We start from the raw sequence: 22,891 nt of genomic DNA, 5'->3' as shown, positions 1-22,891 counted from the left end.
CGGCCCGGCCCGAACGCCGGACCGTCACACGCGCGTGGCCACGCGTTCACATGGTGGACGTCCATTGCGCGCCTGGTGTGCAGGCACCGCTGCCACACTGACGGCCTGCCGATGCGCTAGGGAGTAGGACACAGATGACCGATCTCGGCCAGCCGCCCTCCGACGGAATCTCCCCGAGCAGCCCCACGAGGGCCGACCTGGTCGAGCACTCCCGCACCGGGATGGGCGCGGCCGCGCTGCAGCGGGCGATCACCGATCACCTGCGCTACTCGATCGGGCGGCCGGCCGCGGCCCTGCGCCCCGAGCACTACTACCGGGCGCTGGCGCTGGCCGTGCGTGACCGCATGCAGGACCGCCGGGTGGCCTCGATGCAGACCATGCTCGACCTGGGCCGCAAGGTGACCTGTTACCTGTCGGCCGAGTTCCTGATGGGCCCGCAGCTCGGCAACAACCTGCTGAACCTGGGCATGGAGCGGGCGGCCAAGACCGCGCTGGCGGCGATGGGCCAGAACCTGGACACGGTGCTGGCCTGCGAGGAGGAACCGGGGCTGGGCAACGGCGGCCTCGGCCGCCTCGCCGCGTGCTACCTGGACTCGCTGGCCACCCTCGAGCGTCCGGCGATCGGCTACGGCATCCGCTACGAGTTCGGCATCTTCGACCAGGAGATCCGCGACGGCTGGCAGGTCGAGCAGACCGACAACTGGCTCGACACCGGAAACCCTTGGGAGATAGCCAAACTCGACATCAACTATCTGGTGAAGTGGGGCGGCTACGCCGAGCACTACACCGACGAGGCCGGCCACGAGCGCGTGCGGTGGGTGCCGGGGCGGGTGCTCAAGGGCGTCGCCTACGACACCCCGATCCAGGGCTACGGCGTCAACACCTGCAACGTGCTGACGCTGTGGAGCGCGCGCGCCGTCAAATCCTTTGCGCTGGAAGCCTTCAACACCGGCGACTACTACAAGGCGGTCGAGGACGAGGTCACCTCGGAGACGGTCACCAAGGTGCTCTACCCCAACGACGAGCCGGACGTGGGCAAGCGGCTGCGCCTGCTGCAGCAGTACTTCTCCCCCAGCGGTTCGCCCTGCAGCTCAACGACACCCATCCGTCGATCGCCGTCGCCGAGCTGATGCGGCTGCTGGTCGACGAGCGCCATCTCGACTGGGACGACGCGTGGGGCATCACGGTCGCGACGTTCGGCTACACCAACCACACCCTGCTGCCGCAGGCGCCGGAGACCTGGCCGCTGGCGATGTTCGCCGAGTCGCTGCCGCGCCACCTCGAGATCGTCTACGACATCAACCACCGCTTCCTCGACGAGGTGCGCGCCCGGTTCCCCGGCGACCGGGACCGGCTGCGCCGGATGTCGCTGATCGGCGAGGACGACGGCAAGTGCGTGCGGATGGCGCACCTGGCGGCCGTGGGCAGCCACGCCATCGACGGCGTCGCCGCGCTGCACTCGGACCTGCTGAAAACCAGTGTGCTCAAAGACTTCTACGAGCTGTGGCCGGAGCGGTTCAGCAACAACACGAACGGGGTGACGCCGCGGCGCTTCCTGGCGCTGGCCAACCCCGGGCTGCGGGAGCTGCTGGACCGCACTGTCGGCGACGGCTGGCTCAGGGACCTGTCGCGGCTGCGCGGACTGGAGCCGTTCGTCGACGACACCACCTTCGGCCAGCAGTGGCGCGACATCAAACGCGCGAACAAGGCCCGCCTGGCCACCTACGTCGGCTCGGTGACCGGTGTCGAGCTGAACCCGGACTGGATGTTCGATGTCCAGGTCAAGCGCATCCACGAGTGGCCGGGCCTGTCGATCCTTGCCACCGAGGACCACTACGTCGGCTCGGAGGCGACCCGGCGGCGAGCCGCCGAACGGGCCGGCGCCCGGACCGAAGTGCTCGACGGGCTGGGACATTGGTGGATGTCGGAAGACCCGGCGCGCGGCGCGGCGGCCCTGACCCGGTTCTGGGCGACGCTCGACTGACCGCCGCCCATACCAGGTCGACGCGGAGACCGGCGCACCCCCCTGCACGATTCCGCGCGCACCCGACAGGGAACCCTCGAGGGATGAGCACGCCACCGGAAGTGAGGGAGCTGATCGACCGCCTCGCCGACGACATCTACGACGCCTACTACGGCATCGAGCATTCCGGCCCGGCCTACAACGCGGCGCAGGGCCGGACGGCCGCACGCTTTCTGGCCCGCAACCTGCTCCGCAAGGGCTGGCGGAAAACCGGCGTGAGTGCGCTTCCGCACTGCCCCTACGGGACCTTGACCTGCTACGACCCGGATCCGCACGAGCGCTGCGAGTTGTAGGCGGGGCGTCGGTTCAGAGCGCCAGCAGCAGCGTCCCCGCAACCGCAAGGGCGACCGCCTTGGCCACCTCCAGACCGACGTAGGCGTAGTGGCCGCGGGAGCGGGGTGCGTCCCGGCCGGCAAGAACCTTGTCGGAACGTCGGGTCAGGAAGAGACGCACCGCGATCAACTGGATGGCGAGCATCGCGCAGGCGGTCGCGAATGCCGCGGTTGCGCCCGCCGGCGGCGGACTGGCCACGACGACCGCCGCGATCACGAGCGCGAAAACGACCTCGATGCTGTTGAGCGCGCGGAACACCAGGCGCCCGATCCCCAGTCCGAGCTGCGTCGTCACGTTGGGTGCGCGGAACTTCAGCGGTGCCTCCAGAAACGAGATGGCAAGCACCATGCCCAGCCACACGAAGGCCAAGGCGACGACGATCGATGTTTGGGTGCTCATCTGGATTCTGCCTGCGGGGTCAGGTGGGCCAGGCATAGATCCGGTTCGACGAACGCGTCCAGCCGGTCGACGGCCACCACCCCCGCCGGGCTCTCCACCACTCCTTGCATGAGGCCGAGGTGAACAGGGCACACGATCTTGGCCCGGGCCTCGGCGAGTTCGAGGAAGGGACAGTGCCGCAAGCCGATTTGCCACTCGCCGCGACGCTCGGGCGCGAATCCGAGCTCGTCGAGAACGCCGACGAGCTGTTCGACCGATTCGTCTACCCCCGTCTTTTCTCCCTGGGGCACCGAGCCTTTCATCTGCGTTCCCCATGCACGGCCCGCGGCTTGCGCCGTGGCGCCCGGGGCGTCACCGGCGGCGAGGCCCGCCGCGAGTATCTCGGCGAGCAGCCGGTAATGGCGCGGACCGCTGCGGTCCATCTGCGCGATGGCACGGAACATGAGGGGCGGTCGTCCGGGTCGATTGACGTCGGGCTCGGCATGCTCCACCCGGCCGTCGCTCACCAGGGTGTCGAGGTGGAAGCGGGCGGTGTTCGGATGCACGTCCAGCACTTCGGCGATCGCGTTGATGCTCATCGGGGCGGGCGCCGACTTCAATACGCGCAGCACGTCACGACGGCGATCGGGCTGCCCATCGGGTGACATACCGACCGTGTTCACGCTCCCGGCGCGTCCTGCCTGGGCAGGCCTGCCACCAGCGGTGTGTCGACGCCGAGCGGACCCATCTTGGCCGCCCCGCCGGGTGATCCGATGGGCTCGTCCCGGCCGGGCAGGGTTTCGGAGAAGAACGCCGCGTTGTCGGCCTGGTAGGGCTGCAGCTCTGCGGGCAGGTCGTCCTCGTAATAGATCGCCTGGACGGGGCAGACCGGTTCGCACGCCCCGCAGTCCACGCATTCGTCGGGATGGATGTAGAGCGCCCGACCGCCCTCGTAGATGCAGTCGACCGGGCATTCCTCGACGCACGCCCGGTCCATCACGTCAACACAGGGCTTCCCAATCACGTATGTCATGGCCTAGAGTTTATACACCCTCGTTTAGAGAAACTAGCCCCGACGCGAAACCTTATGCCCTAGAAGGATTCTCATGCGCTTCGTCGTCAACCGGGAGCGCTGCGAAGGCAACGCCGTCTGCGTGAAGACCGCACCGGAAGTGTTCGAGCTCGATGATGACGAGTACGCCGTGGTGACGACCGACCCCGTCCCCGCCGAGCAGGAGACGCTCGTCGAGCAGGCCGTCGCCGGGTGCCCTCGCGCGGCCCTGTCCCCCGAAGGCTAGGGGGTTTGCGGCCCGGTGCGGACGCGACGATCACGTCGGCCGGCATGGCCGGCGCGGTGCCTGCTGGTCACACCGGCGCCACCATGCCTCGGCGGAGATGGTGCTGCTCGCGGGGTCCGCGGTGCTGGTCACAACCCGGCCGATACCCCTTGGTCCGATGGTCGACGCCGGGCGCGGCGCCCACGGCATCATCGAGGTGACCGGTTCATAACGCGCGCCTGGCGGATCAGCGACCGCGACCGGGCGTGTCACCGAGCCATGCCGCCAGGACGGCCGCCTGACTGTGCTCGACATCGCGGGTGGCCGTCAGCAACACCACGTCCGTCTCGTCGGCGATCTCTTTGAGGTGCTCGACATCCGTACACCGTTCCGGCGACTTCAATTCCGCCACATACCGGCGCCGGAACTCCGCGAACTTCCTGGGATCATGCGAATACCACTTGCGTAGCTCGGCCGAGGGCGCAATGTCACGCAGCCACTCGGTCAGATCGAGCGCTTCTTTCTTGATGCCGCGTGGCCAGACCCGGTCAACCAGGACGCGTGCGCCGTCGGACGGCGAAACCTCGTCGTAAACCCTGCGGTCGGAAACATGACCACTCATCGTTCACCCCAGTCGATCCCATCGGTAAGTCCAGTGGGGAAGCGCTGAAAAGCGGCCCCATCGGCCAGGGCCGAACAGCTTTGACCACGCCCCGACCACAAACTCCCGCTCTCGAGGGCTGCGCGGAGCCGGTCACTTTTCACCGCGGCCATCGACGCCCGCCACCGGGCATCGGGCCGACCGTCAAACCCGGTTGCGCATCGGCGAAAACCGCTCGAGCTGCACGGGCGGCTCGGTGTCCGACGGCGACGGCACCGCAGCGGCGACACCGTCGATCACGCTGACGACCGCCTGCATGCCACGCTCCATGTTCAGCGTGCCGTGTTGAAAGTTCTGGACGACCCACCCGGGCTCCTGGATTTCGGCACTGGTCGGGAGTCCCAGCGCACTGTGTTCGAAACCCAAAGCACCCCATGCGGTGTAGATGGCGCCGGTGACGGGTTGGGCCCCGGTGGCCGGTGACCAGTACATCGCCCCCTTCTGGAAGACGACGTAGCGAGTCGTTCCCACCCCGGTCGATTCGGGTGACGTCGGCGCGCCCAGTGCGCTGTTCATGCCGCCCATCTCCTGCCAGCGGTCATAGATCGCGGTGCCCTGCAGCGACTGCGCCAGCTCCTCGGCGCTGGGGCGCTTGTTGAACCGCGCTGCAATGTCGCGGATCTGGTCCATCAAGCCGTAACCGACGTGGCCGGGGCAATCGGTGTCACTGACGTCGCGGTGGGCGAAAATGGTCGGCAGGCCCACGGTGGCACCTGAAGGGAAACGGGTGTACGGACCCCCCTCCGAGGTGAGCGGGACGCTGCCCAGCGGGTCGACGCCGTCCAGGGCGAGACGCCACCCGAGCAGGCGCCCGACGGTGCGCACCTGAACGGGCGTGGGGCCCACCGCGTCGAAATCGCCGATCATGCACACCGCCCAGGTGTTGCGGTTGAACCCGCCGGTGTGGGTGCCGTGAACCGATCTGGTCATCCCGCCGAATCGGCCCTCGAACACCTGGCCGTACTTGTCCACCAGGGCGTTGTAGGCGATGTCCGGCCAGCCGAGGGTGCGGGTGTGGTAGGCGTAGATCGACCGCACCATCGCCGCCGAATCCTGCCGGCCGTAATCGTTCACCCCTGCGGTGTGGTGCACGACGCCCGCCTTGATACCGTTGTCATACACGGGCGCTCGGCCACGAATTGACTCGTCGGCACCCCACTCGCCACGACTGATGATGTTGAGCGCCCGCCCGGGCGCCCCGAGCTCGGCAACCAGGCTCGTATCAGCCCGCGCGCCGGGCGCCTCTGGCAGCACGGGTGCGCCGGTGCCCAAACCGAGCGCAAGCGGTGCAGCCGCAGCGTATTTGAGCACACTACGGCGGGACACCGCCGTCGAGCACCCGCACCAATCACGCACGGCGACACGATAACTCGCAACACCCCTATTTGACGTGCGACCCGCCGCAGCCAACCGCGCCGGTGAGTAACGGGAATCGTAGCGCTGCCGATGACGCTGTCGGTCGAACCGACCGTCGTTTCCGTCAGCAGCCTTGACGACCAGTTGATCACCTTCCGACATGAACCCGATGTGGCGCATACCGCGCGCCAAACTCCGAGCGCGTTCTTCAAGCTGCCGCAGACTGGGCGCGGTTGTCGCGCCGATACCGAGCACGTGGAATTCGAGCACCGGCGCGGACACCGAGGACGGCACTGCGATGTTGCGCACGCCGCCGAACCCGCTTGCCGGAACGATGGCCGAGGAAAGCTGGATCTCACTCCACCAGGGCACCATCACGGGCGCCTGCGGTATCATGCGTCGCACCGGACCCCGTTCTGCCTCAATCACTTTCAACGCTTCGCCGACTGCCTGGTTGCAGCTGGCCGGATCGGTGAACGAACGCCACAAACACCCGTTCGCGTAGTGGCCAACCTCGCCCTTGAAGTCAACCTGGGCGGGTCCGTCTTTCTCATCCACGGTCTTGTTGAACACGAGTGGCACTGGGTTCGCTTCGATAAGGCACTTACGCCAGAGCAGGCCGAGGAGATGTTCAAGCACTTCTCTCGTATCGCACCGACCCATGGTTATCGTCGGGTCCAGATCCGTCACGGCCGCGACGAAGTCGTCAAAGAGTGGACGGCACCGGCGCACGGCCACCGCTGACATCGCGACCGTCAAGTACTGCACGAAGCGGGAGACGCCAATGGTCAATGAATGGCTCAAAGCAGAGCTCAGCAATGCCACGCCGGTGACCGCGGAACTCAGACAAATGTTCAGGCAGCTTCGTGACGACTACGGAAAACAATCGGACACTGAACTTGACTTTCGGACATCTTTGCTTGCCGACGCTTTCTACGCGCTGGAAGTCAGAATCGCAGCGTTAGGGCGCGAGAGACGTTGAACCCGAAGAGGAACCCGGCGCAGAAAATCCGAGTAAAAACGATAGCGTCCCGCTGAGTGGTGGACTTCGGATCTGGCGTGGTTACTAAGCCGACCATTGGTTAGTCGACGCATTATGCTGCGGCCCGGATGTAGGCGAGGTCTGGGGCGGCGAAGAAGCCGCGTATGAGGTGGGGCATCCGCTGCAAACGTCGTAAGGCGTTGACACACAGCGTTTTGAACTGGTCGGGCCCGGTGATGCCGGAACGGCCGACCCGATCGGCCTTGACGTTCTTCCAGACCCATTCGTCGGGGTTGAGCTGCGGCGAGTAGGCCGGAATCCGAAATAGGGTGAGCATGCCGTCGGTGGATGCTGCGAAGCGGGCCAGGGCTTTTGATTTGTGCACCGGATGCCCGTCGAGGATCAAAAACACCGGGCCGGCGGCGTCGTGGAGCAGCCGTTTGCAGAAGTCGATGAACTTGTCCGCGGTCAGGGTGCCGTCAATGATCGAGAACCGCAACGTGCCCTTGGCGGTGACCGCCGAGATCATGTTCACCGAGAACCGTGCCCCGGTGGTCGCCACGACCGGGGTCTGGCCGACCGGCGCCCAGGTGGTGCCCCGGTGGTAATCGCTGCGCACCGAGGCCTCGTCGGCGAAGTAGATCGTCGCCTTGCGCTTCTTGGCGAGTTTGGCGATGTCGGGGTACTCCTCGCGCTTCCACCGTTCGACCGCCTCCGGATCGGCCTGATAGGCACGCCACAGCGGCTTTTGCGCCGACATACCCAGACCCCGCAGGATGCGCCCCACGCTGGTGACGGCCAACGACACCCCGAACCGGCGCTTGATCAGTTCCCGCACCATCTCCCGGGTCCACAACGCGAACTCGAACTGCAGCTGGCGCGGGTCATTGCCCGCCACCAAGGCGTAGAGCTCGCCCAGCTGCTGATCGGTCAGCTTCGGCGCACGACCAGGCACCGGCCTGGCCTTCAGTGCCGCCCAACCCCCTTCGTTGTACGTGGCCACCCACCCGTACACCGTCTTGCGGTGCATCCCCAACGCCAAGGCCACCGATTCTGGATGCTGGCCATCGAGAACCGCCTGCACCGCACGCATTCTCATCGCTTCAAGCGTTCCGTGATCGAGCCTGCGGCCATCATCATCTCGCACAACATAATTCAACCACAAAGTCGACTAACTAATGACCGTTTTAGTAACGCGTAGTGATCAACGAGTCATTGGTAGTCGGGGGCGCGGTGCTCGTTGAGCCCGTTTCCCCTTCCCCCTTTCAATCCGTGCGTGCGGTTTTCCCGCACACGGCTTACCGATGATCTTCTAGACATGGTTACGCAGCTTTCGGGTAACGGATGGTGCCACGAAGCCGGTGCAGGCCGTGCCCGTTAAACCACTCTTCGGTCCACTGCTCAGCTTGTCCAGCACGCAGATTGCGGCCCCGCTTTCTAACCATCAAGCGAAACAACCGCCAACACACGTACCGGTCGATCTGGCGGAACTTAACGGCGGCATTGCCGGTACGAAAGTAGTTGCCCCAGCCGCGCAGAATCAGCGTCAACTCCGCGATCACGTCACGGATATCGAGACCGACCCGGTTGCGGCCGGTGCGGTCGCGCACCTTGGCCCGTAACCGGGCCATAGCCGTTTGACTGGGCCAGCGGTGCAAGTAGTAGCGGATGACCCGCTTCTGCTCCCACAACCGTCCCGACATGCGGGCGCGGAAATGACAGCCCAGAAAGTCCAGGCCCTCACGCCCTGCCCGCAGATCGACCACCTTCGTCTTCTCCGGATGCAGCCGCAACCCCAACGACGCCAGGATCTCTCCCACCGCCGCCAAAGCATGCTCGGCCTGTTCCGCCGTGCGGCACAACACCACACCGTCATCGGCGTAACGCACCAACTCACCCACCCCACGGGCAGCGAGTTCGGTGTCGAGCACATGCAGAAAGATATTGGCCAACAGCGGCGAGATCACCCCGCCCTGCGGGGTGCCCGCGACCGTCCGCTGGGTCACCCCCTCGACCATCACTCCTGCTTGCAGCCACAACCGCAGCAGTTTGAGCACCCGCCGATCCGAGACCCGCCTACCCACCTGCGTGAGCAGCCGGTCGTGGTCAATCTCGCCGAAGAAATTAGCGATATCGAACTCGACCACAAACACCTGGCCCTCGATGAACCCGGTCCGCAAGCGTTCCTTGGCCATCACCGCCGACCGCCTCGGCCGAAACCCGAACGAGCACGACAAAAAGTCCGCCTCGAAAATCGGTTCCAACACGATCTTGGCCGCCGCCTGGACCACCCGATCTCGCACCGTGGGAATCCCCAACGGCCGCTTACCACCTCGTGGTTTCGGAATCTCCACACGCCTGGCTGGCGCGGGAAGATACACACCCTCGCGAAGGTCACGACGCAACTCGCGCAACATGCGGTCCACGCCGTAGTCCTCCACCGCAGCCACGGTGATCCGATCCACCCCGGCCGCACCTTTGTTCTTACGCACCCGCTCCCACGCCTCCCACAGGACGTCACCCCTGTAGACACGGTCATACAGAGCGTGGAAACGCCGACCCTCAGACTGCTTGGCCGCAGCCCATAGCACCCGTTGCAGTTGTTGCACTTTCACCGGCGAGGCCACCAACGGCTCGTCGTCGGCTACAGCAAGCGATGGCTTGCCGGGGTAATTGGACCGAGTCACCTCGGTCATGCCCTGATGCTTACCCGCTTCGCGCGCGTGATCAAAGCAGGGGCCCTTCCCTCCCGGCGTGTCTCTCACGCCGATCAGCGGTACTACGACCCCCTCGGACTCCCGCTGCCCTCCAAAGGATTTCACCATCGGCTTATACCCTTGGTCTTTGCCTGACGCAGGCCAGGCAGACGGGTCTCTCCCCTTCCGAACCAGACTGTGTGCACGTGCCGCTCCCCATACCCCGGAAGGACCCGCCGAGCTAACCCCGGACCGGGGCTCGACGGACATAGGCCTTCGCCGTGACATGAGCGGCTCGGCTCCTCCGTTGTACATTTGACGAGGCTGCAGGACTCGCGCCTAGCGGCACTACGGCCCGCGCACTTGCTCCCTCCAAAGAGGCTCTCGACACCCCGCTTAGCCCGCCGCCTCTCAACGACGAACCGGGGCCTGCTACCCGGCGCTCCGGTGCCTACCGGGACGGGACTTACACCCGCAAGCCTGATCCAGCTTCTAGGACGCACCATGGTGAACGCTAGGTGATTTGGTGTTGTTTGGCAAGTGCTGCCGCGGCGTGTTTGGTGGCGATGACGGTGCGTAGTTCGTCCATGGAGACATCGGAGAGGTAGCGGCGGGTGACCTGCCATTCGTCGTGGGCTTCGATGACCACGGCGGTGGCTAAGGCGCAGGAACGCCGCGGGGTTGGGGAAGATCTCCACGACGTCGGCTCGACACTTGATTTCCTTGTTCAAGCGTTCCACTGTTATCTTGAGTCGTTCTTCGATTCATGTGCCTGAACTGGGGTTTCGCGTCGTGGACGGTGTCGTCGACGTGCTGACAGGTGTCGTTGGTGGTGGGTTCAGCAGGGGCCGATTGTTATCGGATCGCAACGTGTTCGGGGTGGGGTGTCTCGGAGCTGGCCGAGAGCGTGGGCGAGTTGGCGGCGCAGCTGCTGGTTCTCGGTGGCCAGTTCGCGGTTGCGGCGCAGGGCAAGGTCGAGGCGCTGGCGCACCGAGTCGTCGCTGGCGCGCTGCCGGGCCGGGGTCGGGGTGGCGTGTTGGGGCTGGTTGCGGGCGCGCAGGCGCCGGATTTCGTCTTTGAGGTCGGTTTGGGTGTAGAGCCAGGATCGGGAGACTTCGGCGTGATCGGCGACGGCTTCGAAGGTGATCTTGGCCCCGGCGCGGTCGAGATCGTGCAGGGCAGCGATAGCTTTGGCGCGGGTGAGTTCGTGCCGCTGTTTCGCGGCCGTGGTGAGGTGAATGCTGTTGTCAGAGCGCATGTTCGGCCGTCTCCGGGGTTTCGAGGGTGTCGATGATGGTGTCGAGGTTGCTGAGCACGGTGCGGTTCATCTCGACCAGGCGTTGGTGGCCGCGAGCCTCGGCGGCGGTGATCAGTTCGAGGGTCTGCTGCCGCTGCGCGTGATGCTGGGGCAGGAACTCGCTGGTCGTGAGGAACATCGGGCAGGTCAAACAGGCGTTGGCGTGCGGGCAGGATCGTTGCAGCGGCAGCCCGCAGTAGCCGTTGGGCAGGGCTTGGGTGGCGCGGGCCAGACGTTGTTTCGCCCAGGCAGCGTCGGCAAGCGGCCCGTCGGACTCATAGGTGACTGTGCGGCCGGTGATGTCAATCTTTCGGGCGGCTTCCCAGTGCCGGCGCACCGTGGCGTCGTGCAGGCGGGCGTAGTGGGAGGTCATCTGCGGCGAGTCGTGGTCGAGGATCCGGCGGACGATCTCTTGCGGGACGTCACGGTTGATCAGCCGGGTGCCCAGGGTATGACGCCATTGATGCGGCGTGAGATGCACCCGGTGGCCGTGTTCGTCGCGGATGTCGCAGGCATCGAGCCAGCGCTGCAGGGCCATCCGATAGGTCGAGGAGCTGATCGGGTGGTGGCCGTCGATGTTCTTGGTGGGCCGGGGAAACAGGATCCGTGTGCCGCCTGGCCAGTGATCGGTGTTACGGCGCCGCTGATGCCCTATGGCATCGGCGAGTTCGGTGTCGATCGGCACCAGGGCGTCGCGGTGCATCTTGTGGTTGAAGTAGCGCAGATAGGGGGCGCCGTCAGTGTCGGTGGTGACGCAGTCGCTGCGCAACCGCAGCGCGTCGGTCACACGTAATCCGCAGTGCATCAGGATGACGGTGATCAGCCGGTAGGACGGGTTGTCGAATCGGTCGAGGTTGGCGGGTTGTTCGAGCTGGGCCATGACCTGCTCCGCCAGTGCTCGTGGCAGCTTGTCGAGACGGCGGGGATGATCGGCGGGGAAGAATAATGCGGTGGCGGGAAGCCCTGGGTACCAACGATGTTGACGGATCGCGACGAAGAATCCGTTCAGCAGTCCTATGTGGGCGCTGCGGCGTTGTGGATGGCGTTCGTGCCCCAGGTCTGCCAGATAGCGTTCGAGCAGCTGACGATCGAGTTGCTCGATGTGCTCGATGCCGACCGCGGCCAGGAACCGCGAGAACCGGCTGATCGCCACCACCGCCCGGGCGCCTCCGGCTTCCAAGCCCAGTCCGCTCGACAACCGCAGCCGGACCCAGCGCTTGGCCAGCTCCCGCAGCCATGGCTGGGTGATCCGGTCGAATTGCAGGGTGCGGCGGCCGTCGAAGCCGAGGCGATGCATCCGCCAGACATCGCGCGGGTATTCGGCTTCCCAGCCGCCGCTCTCGGCCAGATCGGCGACGGCCCGACGCGCATAGAGCAGCAGAGCGCGCCCGAGGCTGTCGTTGACGGTCCCGTCGGCGATCGTGAGCCAGGTGTCCTCGTCGTGGTCGAGCAATGACGCCACCGACGAGGCCGCCAGCAGCCGAACCACGCGAGTGACGACGCTCGGTGCGAGCTTGCCGACGCGCCGGTCACGACGCTGCTGCAACGTGTACTGCAGTTCCAGTCTCAGCTGCGGCGGCAGTTGGCCGAGCTGGATCGACTGATCGGCGGGCACGACCCGGCCGGGGTCGAACCTCGCGGCGAAGGTGTCGATCTCGGGACGGCCGTTGGCCCGCCAGGTCGCGTTGTGAGAATGACAGAACGGCCCCGACGCCTCCGGCCAAAGCTCACAGTGCCGGATGCGGCAGCTCGCCCCGGCTGGCGGCGGCTTGATCACCGGAGGATCAGCCATCCAGGTCCCGCGGTCTGGCCGCCCGGCCCGTTCCCACCGCTGAGCATGCAGCTGACACAAGCCTTTGCGCGCGGATCCGTATCCGCAGCCGGTGACCGCGCACGGCTGGTTCGGTCGTTGCCGTTGTAACCGCGGGTCGGTCCGCGTGATGAATTCCTCCAGGTCCGGGCGTCCCTGCTTGACCCATCGCACTCGATGATTCAGGCACAACCCGTGTCCACGAGCATGGCGGTCGCAACCGGCCACCCGGCAGGCTCCGCCGCCGAACACCGGATCATCCGGCTCGAAAATCAATGTCTGACTGCGGAACTCGGCCCGGACGACCGCCATCAGCCCGCCCAGCAGGCTCTGCGGGCCTTCCGCTCCCGGAGCGGTCACCAGGCCACCTGCCGACCGTCGAACCAGCCCGCCTTCTCTAGCACCGCCCGAGCATCTTCGATGGTGAGATGCCCGTAGGTAGTGGCGGTCACGGTCACGTTGGAATGGCCGAGCAGCTTGGCGACGACTTCGAGGCTGATGCCGTCGCGCAGCATTCTCGTCGCCGCGGTATGCCGTATCCAGTGCGGATCGAACTCCACCCCGGTCCGGCGCCGCAGCCGGCGCACCAGGTCGTAGACCGCAGCGTAGGTCCACGGCCGCCCCGGAGCGCCGCCCCAGAGATTGACGAACACGTAATCACTGTCCAGATCACCGTATTCGGCATGCAGATAATCGGCATACAACCGCACCAACTCCGCGCTCACCGGAACCGTCCTCGTGGTGATCGACTTCGCGCGGGCACCGTTGTCGTTGTCGCGGCGGACCACCGTGATCTCCCGCTCGGCTGCGGCGATATCGTTGTGCCGCAACCCGAGAGCCTCGCCGATCCGCATCCCGCTGTCATAAAGCAGCGCCAACAGCAGCCGGTCCCGCAGATGCTCGCACCCGTCCAGCAGCGCCTGCATCTGCTGCGGCGTCAGTACCCGCGGCAGCTTCTTGGCCGCCTTCAGCGACACCGCCCGCCGCCGCTGCGGCATCGACTTGCTGATGTGATGCAGGAACGGCTTCCACCCGCCCCGCGACCCGCCGACCTGCCACGACGCCAACAAGTCGGCGACGTCGACCCCGTCGTGGGCGGCATGCAGATAAAACGATCCCAATGCCGACAGCTTCCGGTTCACCGTCGACTCGCCGCAGGCCGGTGCCACCGACGGCAGCGCCGCAACCCGGCCATCACGTGCCTGCGCTGGAGCGCGCAGCCACGCAACGAATGCCCCGACATCTTCCAAACCAGCTGACTGCCACTCCAACTCGCGGCCAGCGAGGAAATCAAACCAATCCTTCAGATCGTGGGCATACGCCTTGACCGTATTCGGGGACCGTTCGATCCCTGTCAGATACGCCAGATACCGCTCCACCGGGGCCACCGGCCGGTCGTCGTCACCGACAACCGTCCACGACTCCCGCGACGTCACCGGCGAGACCACCCGCACCACAAACACTCCGCCACCTCCGCAAGCTCTGCCTTCTGGACCGCTGCAGATAACCACGTCCACAAGGCAGAACCGGTGTTCTCGCAGACCCGTGTCGGACATCAAAGACGCTGATCGGAGCACTCAAGATAACGATCGGATTATTCGACCAGATTTTCTGCCAATGGGCCTTCGGGAACGCGGTGAACGCCAGGACGTCGGTTTTGGCGTCGACCAGCATGGCGGCCACCTTCGGAAACGACGCCGCGAGGGTGTCGGCGACGCGGTCCCACTGGTCGGCGACCTCCTCGGGGTCGGTGTGAGCGAAGATCGTCTTGACCGCCGCGGTCACCGCCGGGGCGTGTTTGGCCGAGACCACGGTGTGCAGATTCCGCATGAAATGCACCCGGCACCGCCGCCACGAAGAGTTGGTGAACTGTTGTGCCACAGCAGCTTTGAGTCCAGCGTGGGCATCGGAGATGACCAGATGCACTCCGCTCAAACCGCGGGCGCGCAACGAGGCCAAAAACTCGCGCCAGAACTGGGATCGATCCAGTCGGCAGTCCGGATGTCCAGCTCGTCGAGCGTGTCCCACAACTTATGCAATGTACCGGGCATATCGGCATAGAACACCGATTCGCGGATCCGGAAGAACTTCCACCCACAGCGTTCCAGATCGCGCTGGCGGGCCAGGTCGGCCTGGTATTGCTCTGGGCCGTGCCAGAAGTCGCCGTCACATTCGATGGCCAGACGACCGCTGGCGCCTGTCACCACCATGTCGATGCGGTACCCCATGGCCTCGACTTGCGGCATGACGGTGTAGCCCCGGCTGATGAGCCGGTTGAATACCCGCTGCTCAAACAGCGAGTCGAACGGTGGCACCGGCACGTCCTCGGCTACCGCGGTGGCGAACGCGCCGTCGCCCGCGTTGTGAAGCCGGTTGACCACGCCGTAGCAGTAGTCGAGCAGCTGGAACCGCATGTCCTCGGTGTTTACGAGTGACTCGCGGGGCATCGAATGATAAACCCACATTTGGTCTTTCGCCCGTGAAGCGGCCACGTTGAACCGCTGCACATACTGGGCCTGGGTCAGCACTCCCATCCGTTTATCGGCTTCGGGGGCCTTGACCATCGATAAGAACATGACGTCGCGCTCGGAGCCCTGGAAGTCCGATGCATCACCGCAGCGCAGTTCCCTGGCCGCCCATTCCTCCGGCGACACCGCGTCGAGTAGCTTGCTCTCGATCAGCTTGGCTTGCTCCTTCCCCAGCAGGGAGACCACTCCGAAGGTCGCGCCATCGTAGTGCGGTTCGGTGAGGCACTTGCAGATCTGCTCGACGATCGCTTCAGCCTCGGCCAGATTTGTCTTGTTCGGCGACTCGTACGCCTGCTCTAGATAGACCACCTTGATCGGGTCGAGTCGCTCGGCACCGAACTGGCGCACCGGAACGAGCTGAATGCCCTCCGGCTCGTAAGCGATTCGGTTGGAAAAGCCGATGATCTCCGGCACGCACCGCCGATGTTCGGTCAATGTGATCCGGCCGCCGAAGCGCATATTGGCCTCATCGAAATAGCTGCGCTTGGGATCGAGCCAAGATTCCTTGTACGTGTCGTCGCTCAGATACAACGCGGCAAGGTTTCGCAGCTCCTGCTGATCCACACCCACCGCGGATGGCGAGACCTGCTTGTCGTCACCGATCACTACAATCTTCGGGGCCAGGTATTGCAGGAACGACGCCTCCAACCTGGCCTGCGAAGCCTCGTCAACGATTACCACGTCATACAGGTTCGGCTCGACGCGTATTTGCTCAGCGATCCGGTACAGCGGCATGATCCACACCGGCACCGAGGGCCGGCAGCGGTCCATCGCGTCGGCGATGCCAGCCCGCTGCTTGGCCGCATACTTGCCGGTGCCCTTACCCAGCCGGGACACCAACTGGGCGTACTGGGTTAGGTTGGCCCGCGCACTGCCAGTTATGCGGTCCGGGGCCACCGCATGCCCCCAAGCCCGCTCGGCCGCGAGATACTCTACTCCGCTGCGGATCTGGTCCTCGATAACGTTCAGACGCACCTTCAAGGCGTTGACGTCCTCGCTGTCCTGAGCCAGGATCCAGCGCCCAGTCATCTCCCAGCGCCAGGCCCGTGCATAGCCGGCCAGCCAGTCATCCCATTGGGCGGCTGCCGGTTCGGCGGCGATCGCTGCGGCCAGCAGCGGCGCCGACCGGTCCAACTCTGCACCAATCCGGTCCCGCTCGGCGACCGATCTCGCGACCTGATGCAGGTGCGCCAACCGCTCATAGGCGGTGCCGTAGCCGTCGGCATTGCGATCTGAGACCGCGGTCAACAACTGCGTGGTGACGGCCGGCGCGTTGTGCAGCTGGGACTGCCCCAGCAAGTACCCGGCCAGCACTTCAATCGGCGAGGTGGCGGCCACGGCGTTGTCAGCCGCGGTCGCTGCCTCGACCAGGTCGGCGTAGCGCCGGATATCCTCGAGATTGTTCCAGTCCGGAACCGGCAAGTTGTTGGCCTGGAACCACTGTCGTTCCACCTCAAGCTGATCGCCCAGGGCCAATACCTTGTCGAGTTGCTCGGCTTCAGTGAGATGCCACTGCAGTTTTTCGTCGAAGGTGTCTTCGTCGGGGATCTCGACGTTGGCCGGCCACGCCTGATCCATCGCCACGATGGTGCGGCTTGCATCCACCCAATCGATGAAGGTGGTCAACTGCTCCTTGCTGACCGCCGGTAGATCGTTGATCTTCACCGTCGCGAAGAACGGTTCGGCGAGCTTGACCGTTTTCGAGGTGAACGCCCCGATCTTTGGCGCGCCGTCCGGCCGAACTTTGATCGCGCCCCCTGAATTCACATGCGCGAGTAGTGATTTGGCGGTCTGCTGATGCACTCCGAGGTCACCGTCGCCGACCACCACTCGGGTTGTCGGCCCGATCCGCGTCGTGAGCCTACCCGCAGCATCGGCCAACGACTTGATCTGCGCCGAACGCGCCAGCCAGGCCTGCTGACGACCGCTGCGCACGTCACGCAACGCGTCGTTCATCCATACTTCTTCCCGGCGTTCAAGGTTGACGGCTCGCTCGGCCAGCTGCGAGACACGGCCGCGCAGCTGATCGCGCAGCTCGGTGCTCAAGGACCGGACGAACTCGAACGAATCGTGGGTAAGGAGAGCCTGGTAGCCGTCCTTGCGCGCAGTGGCCTGCTGCTCGGCTGCAACCAGTGCAGCGAAGTCCTGCGGTGCGACGAGCGATACGGACTCAGGAAGCGCCCGGGTCGCCTCGTCTTCGTTGACCGCCAGATCCTGGCTGCGTAACAAGCTGCGCCACAACTGGATTTCCTCGGTCGAGGCCGAGGTGCCCGACCCGTCCTTGTCGACGTCGAACTGCCGGATCCATTCATAGTCGGCTTCGTGTTGCAGATGGTCGAAGGCGATCGCGGCCAAGGTGCCTTCGGCCGGGCCGTCGGTGCGCGGCTGCACCTCCTGCTGCCGGGCCACCAGCAGCCGGTTGCGGATCATTGCGCGCTGACGACGCAGATCATCGATCCGGGCGATGTGACTGGCGATGATGCGTCGGGAGTCGGCGCTGTCGAAATCATCGGCGCGACGAGAGATGTTGTCCACCGCTGTGCGTAGATCGGCCATATCCGAACGAGACTGACCGATGACGGCGACCGCCAGTGATTGAATCTCCCGGGGCAGCTTGGCCCGGACCTCCCGCAATGCCCGGTCAGTGTGTGCAGTGATCAGCACTCGCTTGCCCTGAGCCAGCAGGTGTGAGACCAAAGCCGCTGCAGTATGCGTCTTTCCGGTACCGGGCGGGCCCTGCACCACCGTCTGCGCGCGGCCGTCGACCCGCTCGATGATGGCACGCTGTTTGTCGTTGACCGGCAGCGGAAGAAAGTCTTCCTCATCGACGGTGACAACCGCTCCGGGCTCCTCCCCGGTGGTAGGCGCTTCGGGCTGGCGATCCGGATCTATCAACGGCAGCACGCCCGCCGGAACCTCGCCAGCCTTACGGATCTGCGCCACGATCGTCTCGTAGATCTGCACCAGGCCACGGTTGGTACGGCGACGCAGGATCATCGCCGGGGCGAACGCACCGCGTGGGCTGATCCCAGTCGGCGCGGTCGTGGCGTCCTCGTCGTACTCGGCATCGGCATCGAGGCGGTGGATGAGGCGCCGGCAGATCTCACCGATCGCCGGTTGATCGAGCAGGTGCCCGTCATACTCGGCGGCCGTCTCTTTGATCTCGTCGAGCTTGGACGGGCTGGAGATCAATGCCGGGTCCAGCATGTCCACCTCGATGGACACTGCGTCGGGGGCCGGCACCTGAGTGACGGTTAGACGCCCCGAATTCTCATCGAAGCCGATCGCGACCGGTGCTGTCGCGACGTGCCGCAACACCTGCGGGTGGTCGTCGGGCCGCCAGGTGAGGCAGCCCACCCCGAGCACCAGTTCGAATTCCTCGCTGTGGTCGGTGGACTTCAGATGCACCGCAAAGAGGTCTTTGTAGATCTCCCGCACCGCAGCATCGCGGCGCTCCTGCTCGGCCCAAAGCCGCCAATCCCTCAGCCACGCCTCGAATACCTCGGTGATATCGGGGTGGTCGGACAACTCAATACGGCGGCGCCGCAGGTCTGGTTCATCGTCCTCATGCTCAGCCGGGACCGGCTCTACCAGGTAGATGGCGTCGCGAAGCGTGGGTTCCTTGTCGGTGTCATCGAGTGGACCTTCTGTCCAAGCCGTAAGAGCATCGGGCACCGCAGGCGGGTCCAGCTTGGGCACCCGGTCGATAGTTAGCAGCGGCGCGTCGACCTCGAGTTCGGCGACCCGGTGTGCAGACCGGATCGCCTGGTGATCGGGCAGGTCGTCGAACCACATCGTTTGCTCGAAACCGTCGACGGTTCGAATCGGCTTGACTAGCAGTTGCTGCGTGCGACTCAGGAAGGTGAACAGGTTGACCGCGCGACGCACCAATCGCTCGTTGTCAGTTTCCTGCCCATCAGTCACAGCACACACTCCCTCGCGAAGTCATCCACACCACGGGTGACGAACGAAGTGCCGTCTGTCACCCGCGTCAATTTGCCATGATTATGTCCGCCGCGTCCGACAAGTTGGGCACCACCCCGAAGACGTAGGCGATCCTGTGCCGTGAGGGGCTCGCGTCACTCCATCGGCGACAGTGCTGGACTGCGCCATACCTCTACCCAGAACTGTTGTCTTGCCTCCGCCCCACGGTGCATTCACGCCGACAGTCACCGGGTCGAGATTGCGGCGTAGGACGATCTCCTGAACTACGTCGACGACGTCCTCGAATCCGAGGAGGTCGATATCGCTTGGATTGTCGTCCCGGAGTGGCATTGATCCATGCGCGGCGATCGGAGTCGTGCTCCACCCAGCGTGCTACGCGCGTAGTACGCTGGATAAGTGTTCGGCGACGTGATGTGGACCGAGGACTCCGAGGCTCACATCGCCCGCCACGGTGTCCAGCCGTCGGAAGTAGAGCAGGCGCTCTACGGCTGTCCACGGTTGAGCACAACAGGACGCAAGGGGACAACGTTGGTGTTGGGCACCAGCAACGAAGGACGGCACCTGTTGGTTGTCGTCACCGAGGCCGCCGACGGTCGAGACTTCGTCGTCACCGCGCGCGACATGACCGACGGCGAGAAGCGCCTGTTCCGCGAGAAGGGACGATGAGGATGAACAACGACGAGCTGAACGAACTCCGCGACTACTACGACAACACCGACGTAGCCAGCGAGTTCGCCGATGCGGAATTGGACACCCGCACCACCGACGAGGTGATGGTCTCCACCTCGATCCGACTCCCTCAGTCATTGGTCGACAAGGTGCGGACGCAGGCTGCGGCCCTGGGCATCCCAGCGTCCACATTGATGCGGCAGTGGGTCATCGAGAAGGCGACGACCCCATCGCCCAACGCGGTCGTTTCGGTCGCCGAACTCGAGCGGTTCATCGCGGCGCACAACCGACCAATCGCCTCCTAAACGACTTCCGACAAGGAGTACGACTTCTACACCCGCCCGGAAAACCAGGAACCCCAACGGCCAGCGCGCCGCCGGCTGAGCGCCACCGCGCCCTTGCGCTTCCCACCCGAACTCCCGGAGGGGGTACGTGCTGCAGCAGCCGCGGACGACCGGTCCGTCTCCTCCTGGATTCGCCGGGCGGTCCAACACGAACTTCGCCATCCGGTTTAAGTTTCGTAGTCGATGAAGTACCGAGAGGCCGTTCTCCATCGTCCGGTTTCGCAGTCGCTTCTGATTATGCGCCAATCGATCTGGCACAGATCATCGGCAAGAACGCAGCGTGTCCGGCTGGTTCCCGATCAATTTCGACGAAATTACCGCGATTTGACGACGCGGACAGGTGACGCCGAAAACAAGAATAGACGTGCCCGAAACGGATTATTCCCGGTGGAGCTAAGGGGACTCGAACCCCTGACCCCCACACTGCCAGTGTGGTGCGCTACCAGCTGCGCCATAGCCCCAAGTCGTGCCTGTCGAAGCTACACCACCGGCAACCGTCCTTCAAAGTTGCTGGTCAGGCCAGCTCGACGTCCGCCTGCGCCGGCAAAAGCTCCGTACCGGTCGCAGTCCGCGTTTCCGGCGACAGCACCCAGCCGGCGGCCGCGATCAGCAGGACCAGCCCGCTGAGACCGAAGTCCCAGCCGAAGCTCAGTCGCTCGGCGACCCAGCCGACCGTCATCGAGCCGATGATCGCGCCCAGGTCCGACGCCATCTGCACCGCCGCCACCGGAGTCCCCGCGCGCGCCTCGCTGCCCAGGATGTCGGCGACGGCGGCCTGCATCGGTGACATGAAGATGCCCGTCGTGGTGCCGGACAGGCACGCCGCGGCCATGAACGCCGGCAGCGACGACACGACCCCCATGGATACGGTCGCGACCCCGGTGGCGGCCAGGCCGGCGATCAGCAGCGTGCGCCGACCCATCCGGTCGGACAGGTAGCCGCTGGGGATGACGGCCAGGGCGTTGCCGGCCGCGAACGCCGCCAGCACCACGCCGATGACGCCGACGCCCCGGCCCATGACGTCGGAGACGAACAGCGGGACCAGCGCGACCCGCAGCCCGAACGCCGACCATCCGGTCGCGAAGTTGGACAGCAACGACGACCAGTACGCGCGGAACCGCAGCGCCTCCCGCATCGTCACCTTCGAGCGCGTCGGCGGCGCGGGCGCGGCCAGCGCCGAATGCCGCAGGCCGTAGAACAGCACCACCGCCACACCCAGCAGCGCGACGCCGTAGACCACGAACGGAGCCGTCAGCCCCCAGCCCGCCGTCAGCCCCCCGACCGCCGGTCCGCCGACCGCGCCCAGCATGAACGAGGTGGTGAAAATGCCCGCCACCCGGCCTCGCGCGTCGGCCGGGCTGATGTGGATCATCAGGCCCAGCGCCGAGACGTAGAACAGCGTCGACCCGACACCGCTGACCGCGCGGAAGAACAGCAGTTGCGAGTACGTCTGGGAGAACGCGCACGCGCCGGTCGACAACGCCACGACCAGCAAACCGCTGATGTAGATGCGCCGCTCCCCCAGCCGCTGCACCAGCAGGCCGCTGACCGGAGCGAAACACAGCCTGCTCAACGAGAACACGGTGACCAAGAACGTCACCGCGTTGATGCTGACCCCGAACGTACGCGCGAACGACGGCATCACCGGCGAAATGACGCCGTAGCCCAGCGCGATCATGATGTTGGCCCAACTGAGGATCCAGACTTCGCGCGGCAGCCGCGCGGATCGGGACCCGCGCCCCCCCGGGCAAACCGGCCGTAAGGATCGGAGGGAATAGGTCACCCGATGACTTTATGCACCGTCCCACGCGCGGTTTCAGGCACCTCGGCAAATGCCCGCCGCTAGCCGGCGCCCTTACCGTTGTCGACACGGTAGACGGCACCGTGGACGGCGGCCGCGGCGTCGCCGGCGAGGAACGCGATCACGTTCGCCACGTCGAGGGGCTGCATCATCCCGCGCGGCGCGGCGGTGCGCATGATCAGGTCGTAGTTCGGGTTGTCCGGGGCGCTGAACTGCTCGATCTGCGGCGTGAGCATGCCGCCCGGGCACACCGCGTTGACGCGCAACCGATCCGCGGTGTACTCCACCGCCAGGGCGCGGGTGAGCCCGATCAGCCCGTGCTTGGCGGCGCAGTAGCCGGCCGAGTAGGCCTGGCCCTCGACGCCGGCGATGGAGGCGACGTTGACGATGTTGCCGCCCCGCTCCAGCAGGTGGGGCAGCGCGGCCCGGCACAGGTAGAACGGCCCGTTCAGGTTGACGGCGAGGTCCTGCTCCCAGTCGTCGTCGGTCATCGACTCCGTCCGGCGCATCTGGTGCCGCCCGGCGATGTTGACCAGGACGTCCAGTCCGCCGAACTCGCCGACGCACCGCTCGACGGCCGCGCTGCAGGCCGGCGCCGACGAGATGTCCACCGAGACATACGAGCCCTGTGCCACGTCGGCGAACACTTCGGCCAGGCGCCCGGTGTCGCGGCCGACGCCGAAAACCGTTGCGCCCTGGCGGGAGAACAGACGTGCCGTCTGGGCGCCCAGGCCCGAGGACGCACCGGTCACCAGCGCGACTTTGCCCTGCAACGTCGACATACCAGTCCT

Annotated in this window: 18 protein-coding genes, 1 tRNA gene and 3 pseudogenes; 6 read left to right on the top strand and 16 right to left on the bottom strand. The window is 65.6% G+C overall.

Going from position 1 to position 22,891, the window contains the following annotated elements:
• The first annotated feature begins 134 nt into the window (after positions 1–134).
• A pseudogene (locus tag ACJ512_RS08105) lies at positions 135–1,984 on the top strand (glycogen/starch/alpha-glucan phosphorylase).
• An 83-nt stretch (positions 1,985–2,067) separates the two neighbouring features.
• Entirely contained in the window at positions 2,068–2,316 is a 249-nt protein-coding gene (locus ACJ512_RS08100; RefSeq protein WP_407688304.1) for a hypothetical protein, read from the top strand.
• 13 nt (positions 2,317–2,329) lie between these two features.
• On the opposite strand, the gene ACJ512_RS08095 is transcribed toward ACJ512_RS08100, so the two are convergent.
• From ACJ512_RS08095 to fdxA, 3 genes are read right to left on the bottom strand one after another with little or no spacing between them, the layout of a single operon-like run.
• Complete coding sequence (locus tag ACJ512_RS08095) at positions 2,330–2,755, bottom strand: hypothetical protein (RefSeq protein ID WP_407688305.1); 426 nt, start codon at positions 2,753–2,755, stop codon at positions 2,330–2,332.
• Entirely contained in the window at positions 2,752–3,402 is a 651-nt protein-coding gene (locus ACJ512_RS08090; protein WP_407688312.1) for a helix-turn-helix transcriptional regulator, read from the bottom strand. Before ACJ512_RS08090 ends, ACJ512_RS08095 begins: the two co-directional genes overlap by 4 nt.
• An 11-nt stretch (positions 3,403–3,413) precedes the next feature.
• On the bottom strand, positions 3,414–3,767 hold the full coding sequence (fdxA, locus tag ACJ512_RS08085) for a ferredoxin (RefSeq protein ID WP_407688306.1): 354 nt from the start codon (positions 3,765–3,767) through the stop codon (positions 3,414–3,416).
• Positions 3,768–3,840: 73 nt separating this feature from the next.
• Between fdxA and ACJ512_RS08080 the strand changes: the two genes are divergently transcribed.
• Positions 3,841–4,032, top strand: coding sequence for a ferredoxin (locus ACJ512_RS08080; protein WP_407688307.1), 192 nt, complete (start codon positions 3,841–3,843; stop codon positions 4,030–4,032).
• A 226-nt stretch (positions 4,033–4,258) separates the two neighbouring features.
• On the opposite strand, the gene ACJ512_RS08075 is transcribed toward ACJ512_RS08080, so the two are convergent.
• From ACJ512_RS08075 to ACJ512_RS08030, 10 genes and pseudogenes are all read right to left on the bottom strand, one after another.
• Complete coding sequence (locus ACJ512_RS08075) at positions 4,259–4,633, bottom strand: DUF488 domain-containing protein (RefSeq protein WP_407688308.1); 375 nt, start codon at positions 4,631–4,633, stop codon at positions 4,259–4,261.
• 183 nt (positions 4,634–4,816) lie between these two features.
• Positions 4,817–6,853, bottom strand: a complete 2,037-nt coding sequence (locus ACJ512_RS08070) for an N-acetylmuramoyl-L-alanine amidase (RefSeq protein WP_407688309.1) — start codon at positions 6,851–6,853, stop codon at positions 4,817–4,819.
• A 269-nt stretch (positions 6,854–7,122) separates the two neighbouring features.
• A complete protein-coding gene (locus ACJ512_RS08065) occupies positions 7,123–8,109 on the bottom strand; it encodes an IS630 family transposase (protein WP_461480024.1) in 987 nt (328 codons plus the stop codon).
• 223 nt (positions 8,110–8,332) lie between these two features.
• The gene (gene ltrA / locus ACJ512_RS08060; RefSeq protein WP_407689776.1) at positions 8,333–9,706 is read right to left on the bottom strand and encodes a group II intron reverse transcriptase/maturase; all 1,374 of its coding nucleotides are present in this window, start codon (positions 9,704–9,706) and stop codon (positions 8,333–8,335) included.
• A gap of 514 nt (positions 9,707–10,220) precedes the next feature.
• Positions 10,221–10,446: pseudogene (locus tag ACJ512_RS08055) on the bottom strand (transposase); the annotation flags it as partial.
• Positions 10,447–10,544: 98 nt separating this feature from the next.
• Positions 10,545–10,964: a DUF6262 family protein gene (locus ACJ512_RS08050; RefSeq protein ID WP_085164400.1), complete on the bottom strand. Its 420-nt coding sequence runs from the start codon at positions 10,962–10,964 to the stop codon at positions 10,545–10,547.
• Positions 10,954–13,125 carry a tyrosine-type recombinase/integrase gene (locus ACJ512_RS08045; protein ID WP_085164404.1) on the bottom strand — a complete coding sequence of 724 codons (2,172 nt, stop codon included), beginning with the start codon at positions 13,123–13,125 and terminating at the stop codon, positions 10,954–10,956. The genes ACJ512_RS08050 and ACJ512_RS08045 overlap by 11 nt, the downstream gene beginning before the upstream one ends.
• Positions 13,126–13,169: 44 nt before the next feature.
• Positions 13,170–14,276 carry a tyrosine-type recombinase/integrase gene (locus tag ACJ512_RS08040; RefSeq protein WP_085164402.1) on the bottom strand — a complete coding sequence of 369 codons (1,107 nt, stop codon included), beginning with the start codon at positions 14,274–14,276 and terminating at the stop codon, positions 13,170–13,172.
• A gap of 103 nt (positions 14,277–14,379) precedes the next feature.
• Positions 14,380–14,787: pseudogene (locus ACJ512_RS08035) on the bottom strand (transposase); the annotation flags it as partial.
• Positions 14,745–19,265 carry an AAA domain-containing protein gene (locus tag ACJ512_RS08030; protein WP_407686717.1) on the bottom strand — a complete coding sequence of 1,507 codons (4,521 nt, stop codon included), beginning with the start codon at positions 19,263–19,265 and terminating at the stop codon, positions 14,745–14,747. The pseudogene ACJ512_RS08035 and the gene ACJ512_RS08030, both read right to left, overlap by 43 nt.
• A gap of 417 nt (positions 19,266–19,682) precedes the next feature.
• Between ACJ512_RS08030 and ACJ512_RS08025 the strand changes: the two genes are divergently transcribed.
• The 3 genes from ACJ512_RS08025 to ACJ512_RS08015 all read left to right on the top strand — a co-directional run bounded on the left by ACJ512_RS08025 (position 19,683) and on the right by ACJ512_RS08015 (position 20,470).
• Positions 19,683–19,952, top strand: a complete 270-nt coding sequence (locus ACJ512_RS08025) for a hypothetical protein (protein WP_407686718.1) — start codon at positions 19,683–19,685, stop codon at positions 19,950–19,952.
• Positions 19,949–20,260 carry a CopG family antitoxin gene (locus tag ACJ512_RS08020; RefSeq protein ID WP_407686719.1) on the top strand — a complete coding sequence of 104 codons (312 nt, stop codon included), beginning with the start codon at positions 19,949–19,951 and terminating at the stop codon, positions 20,258–20,260. Before ACJ512_RS08025 ends, ACJ512_RS08020 begins: the two co-directional genes overlap by 4 nt.
• Before the next feature lie 93 nt (positions 20,261–20,353).
• Positions 20,354–20,470, top strand: coding sequence for a YlcI/YnfO family protein (locus ACJ512_RS08015; RefSeq protein ID WP_407686720.1), 117 nt, complete (start codon positions 20,354–20,356; stop codon positions 20,468–20,470).
• A gap of 217 nt (positions 20,471–20,687) precedes the next feature.
• Here ACJ512_RS08015 and ACJ512_RS08010 read toward each other — a convergent pair.
• The 3 genes from ACJ512_RS08010 to ACJ512_RS08000 form a co-directional block, all read right to left on the bottom strand.
• A tRNA-Ala gene (locus ACJ512_RS08010) sits at positions 20,688–20,760 on the bottom strand.
• Positions 20,761–20,813: 53 nt separating this feature from the next.
• On the bottom strand, positions 20,814–21,977 hold the full coding sequence (locus ACJ512_RS08005) for an MFS transporter (protein WP_407686757.1): 1,164 nt from the start codon (positions 21,975–21,977) through the stop codon (positions 20,814–20,816).
• A 164-nt stretch (positions 21,978–22,141) separates the two neighbouring features.
• Positions 22,142–22,882 (bottom strand): SDR family NAD(P)-dependent oxidoreductase, encoded by a 741-nt coding sequence (locus ACJ512_RS08000; RefSeq protein WP_407686721.1) that lies wholly within the window; start codon positions 22,880–22,882, stop codon positions 22,142–22,144.
• Positions 22,883–22,891 lie beyond the last annotated feature (9 nt).

Origin of the sequence: Mycobacterium cajalii, from assembly GCF_045809005.2 — a bacterium.
GTDB lineage: Bacteria > Actinomycetota > Actinomycetes > Mycobacteriales > Mycobacteriaceae > Mycobacterium.
Note: the sequence above shows the minus strand (reverse complement) of the source record. Positions and strands in the feature narration are given on the sequence as shown.

Excerpts from the sequence above, each read along its gene's own strand:
- ltrA (WP_407689776.1), bottom strand. The coding sequence starts at position 9,706 with ATGACCGAGGTGACTCGGTCCAATTACCCCGGCAAGCCATCGCTTGCT.
- ACJ512_RS08005 (WP_407686757.1), bottom strand. The coding sequence starts at position 21,977 with ATGATCGCGCTGGGCTACGGCGTCATTTCGCCGGTGATGCCGTCGTTC.
- ACJ512_RS08020 (WP_407686719.1), top strand. The coding sequence starts at position 19,949 with ATGAGGATGAACAACGACGAGCTGAACGAACTCCGCGACTACTACGAC.
- ACJ512_RS08080 (WP_407688307.1), top strand. The coding sequence starts at position 3,841 with ATGCGCTTCGTCGTCAACCGGGAGCGCTGCGAAGGCAACGCCGTCTGC.
- ACJ512_RS08075 (WP_407688308.1), bottom strand. The coding sequence starts at position 4,633 with ATGAGTGGTCATGTTTCCGACCGCAGGGTTTACGACGAGGTTTCGCCG.
- fdxA (WP_407688306.1), bottom strand. The coding sequence starts at position 3,767 with ATGACATACGTGATTGGGAAGCCCTGTGTTGACGTGATGGACCGGGCG.
- ACJ512_RS08050 (WP_085164400.1), bottom strand. The coding sequence starts at position 10,964 with ATGCGCTCTGACAACAGCATTCACCTCACCACGGCCGCGAAACAGCGG.
- ACJ512_RS08095 (WP_407688305.1), bottom strand. The coding sequence starts at position 2,755 with ATGAGCACCCAAACATCGATCGTCGTCGCCTTGGCCTTCGTGTGGCTG.
- ACJ512_RS08065 (WP_461480024.1), bottom strand. The coding sequence starts at position 8,109 with ATGAGAATGCGTGCGGTGCAGGCGGTTCTCGATGGCCAGCATCCAGAA.
- ACJ512_RS08000 (WP_407686721.1), bottom strand. The coding sequence starts at position 22,882 with ATGTCGACGTTGCAGGGCAAAGTCGCGCTGGTGACCGGTGCGTCCTCG.
- ACJ512_RS08045 (WP_085164404.1), bottom strand. The coding sequence starts at position 13,125 with ATGGCGGTCGTCCGGGCCGAGTTCCGCAGTCAGACATTGATTTTCGAG.
- ACJ512_RS08100 (WP_407688304.1), top strand. The coding sequence starts at position 2,068 with ATGAGCACGCCACCGGAAGTGAGGGAGCTGATCGACCGCCTCGCCGAC.
- ACJ512_RS08090 (WP_407688312.1), bottom strand. The coding sequence starts at position 3,402 with ATGTCACCCGATGGGCAGCCCGATCGCCGTCGTGACGTGCTGCGCGTA.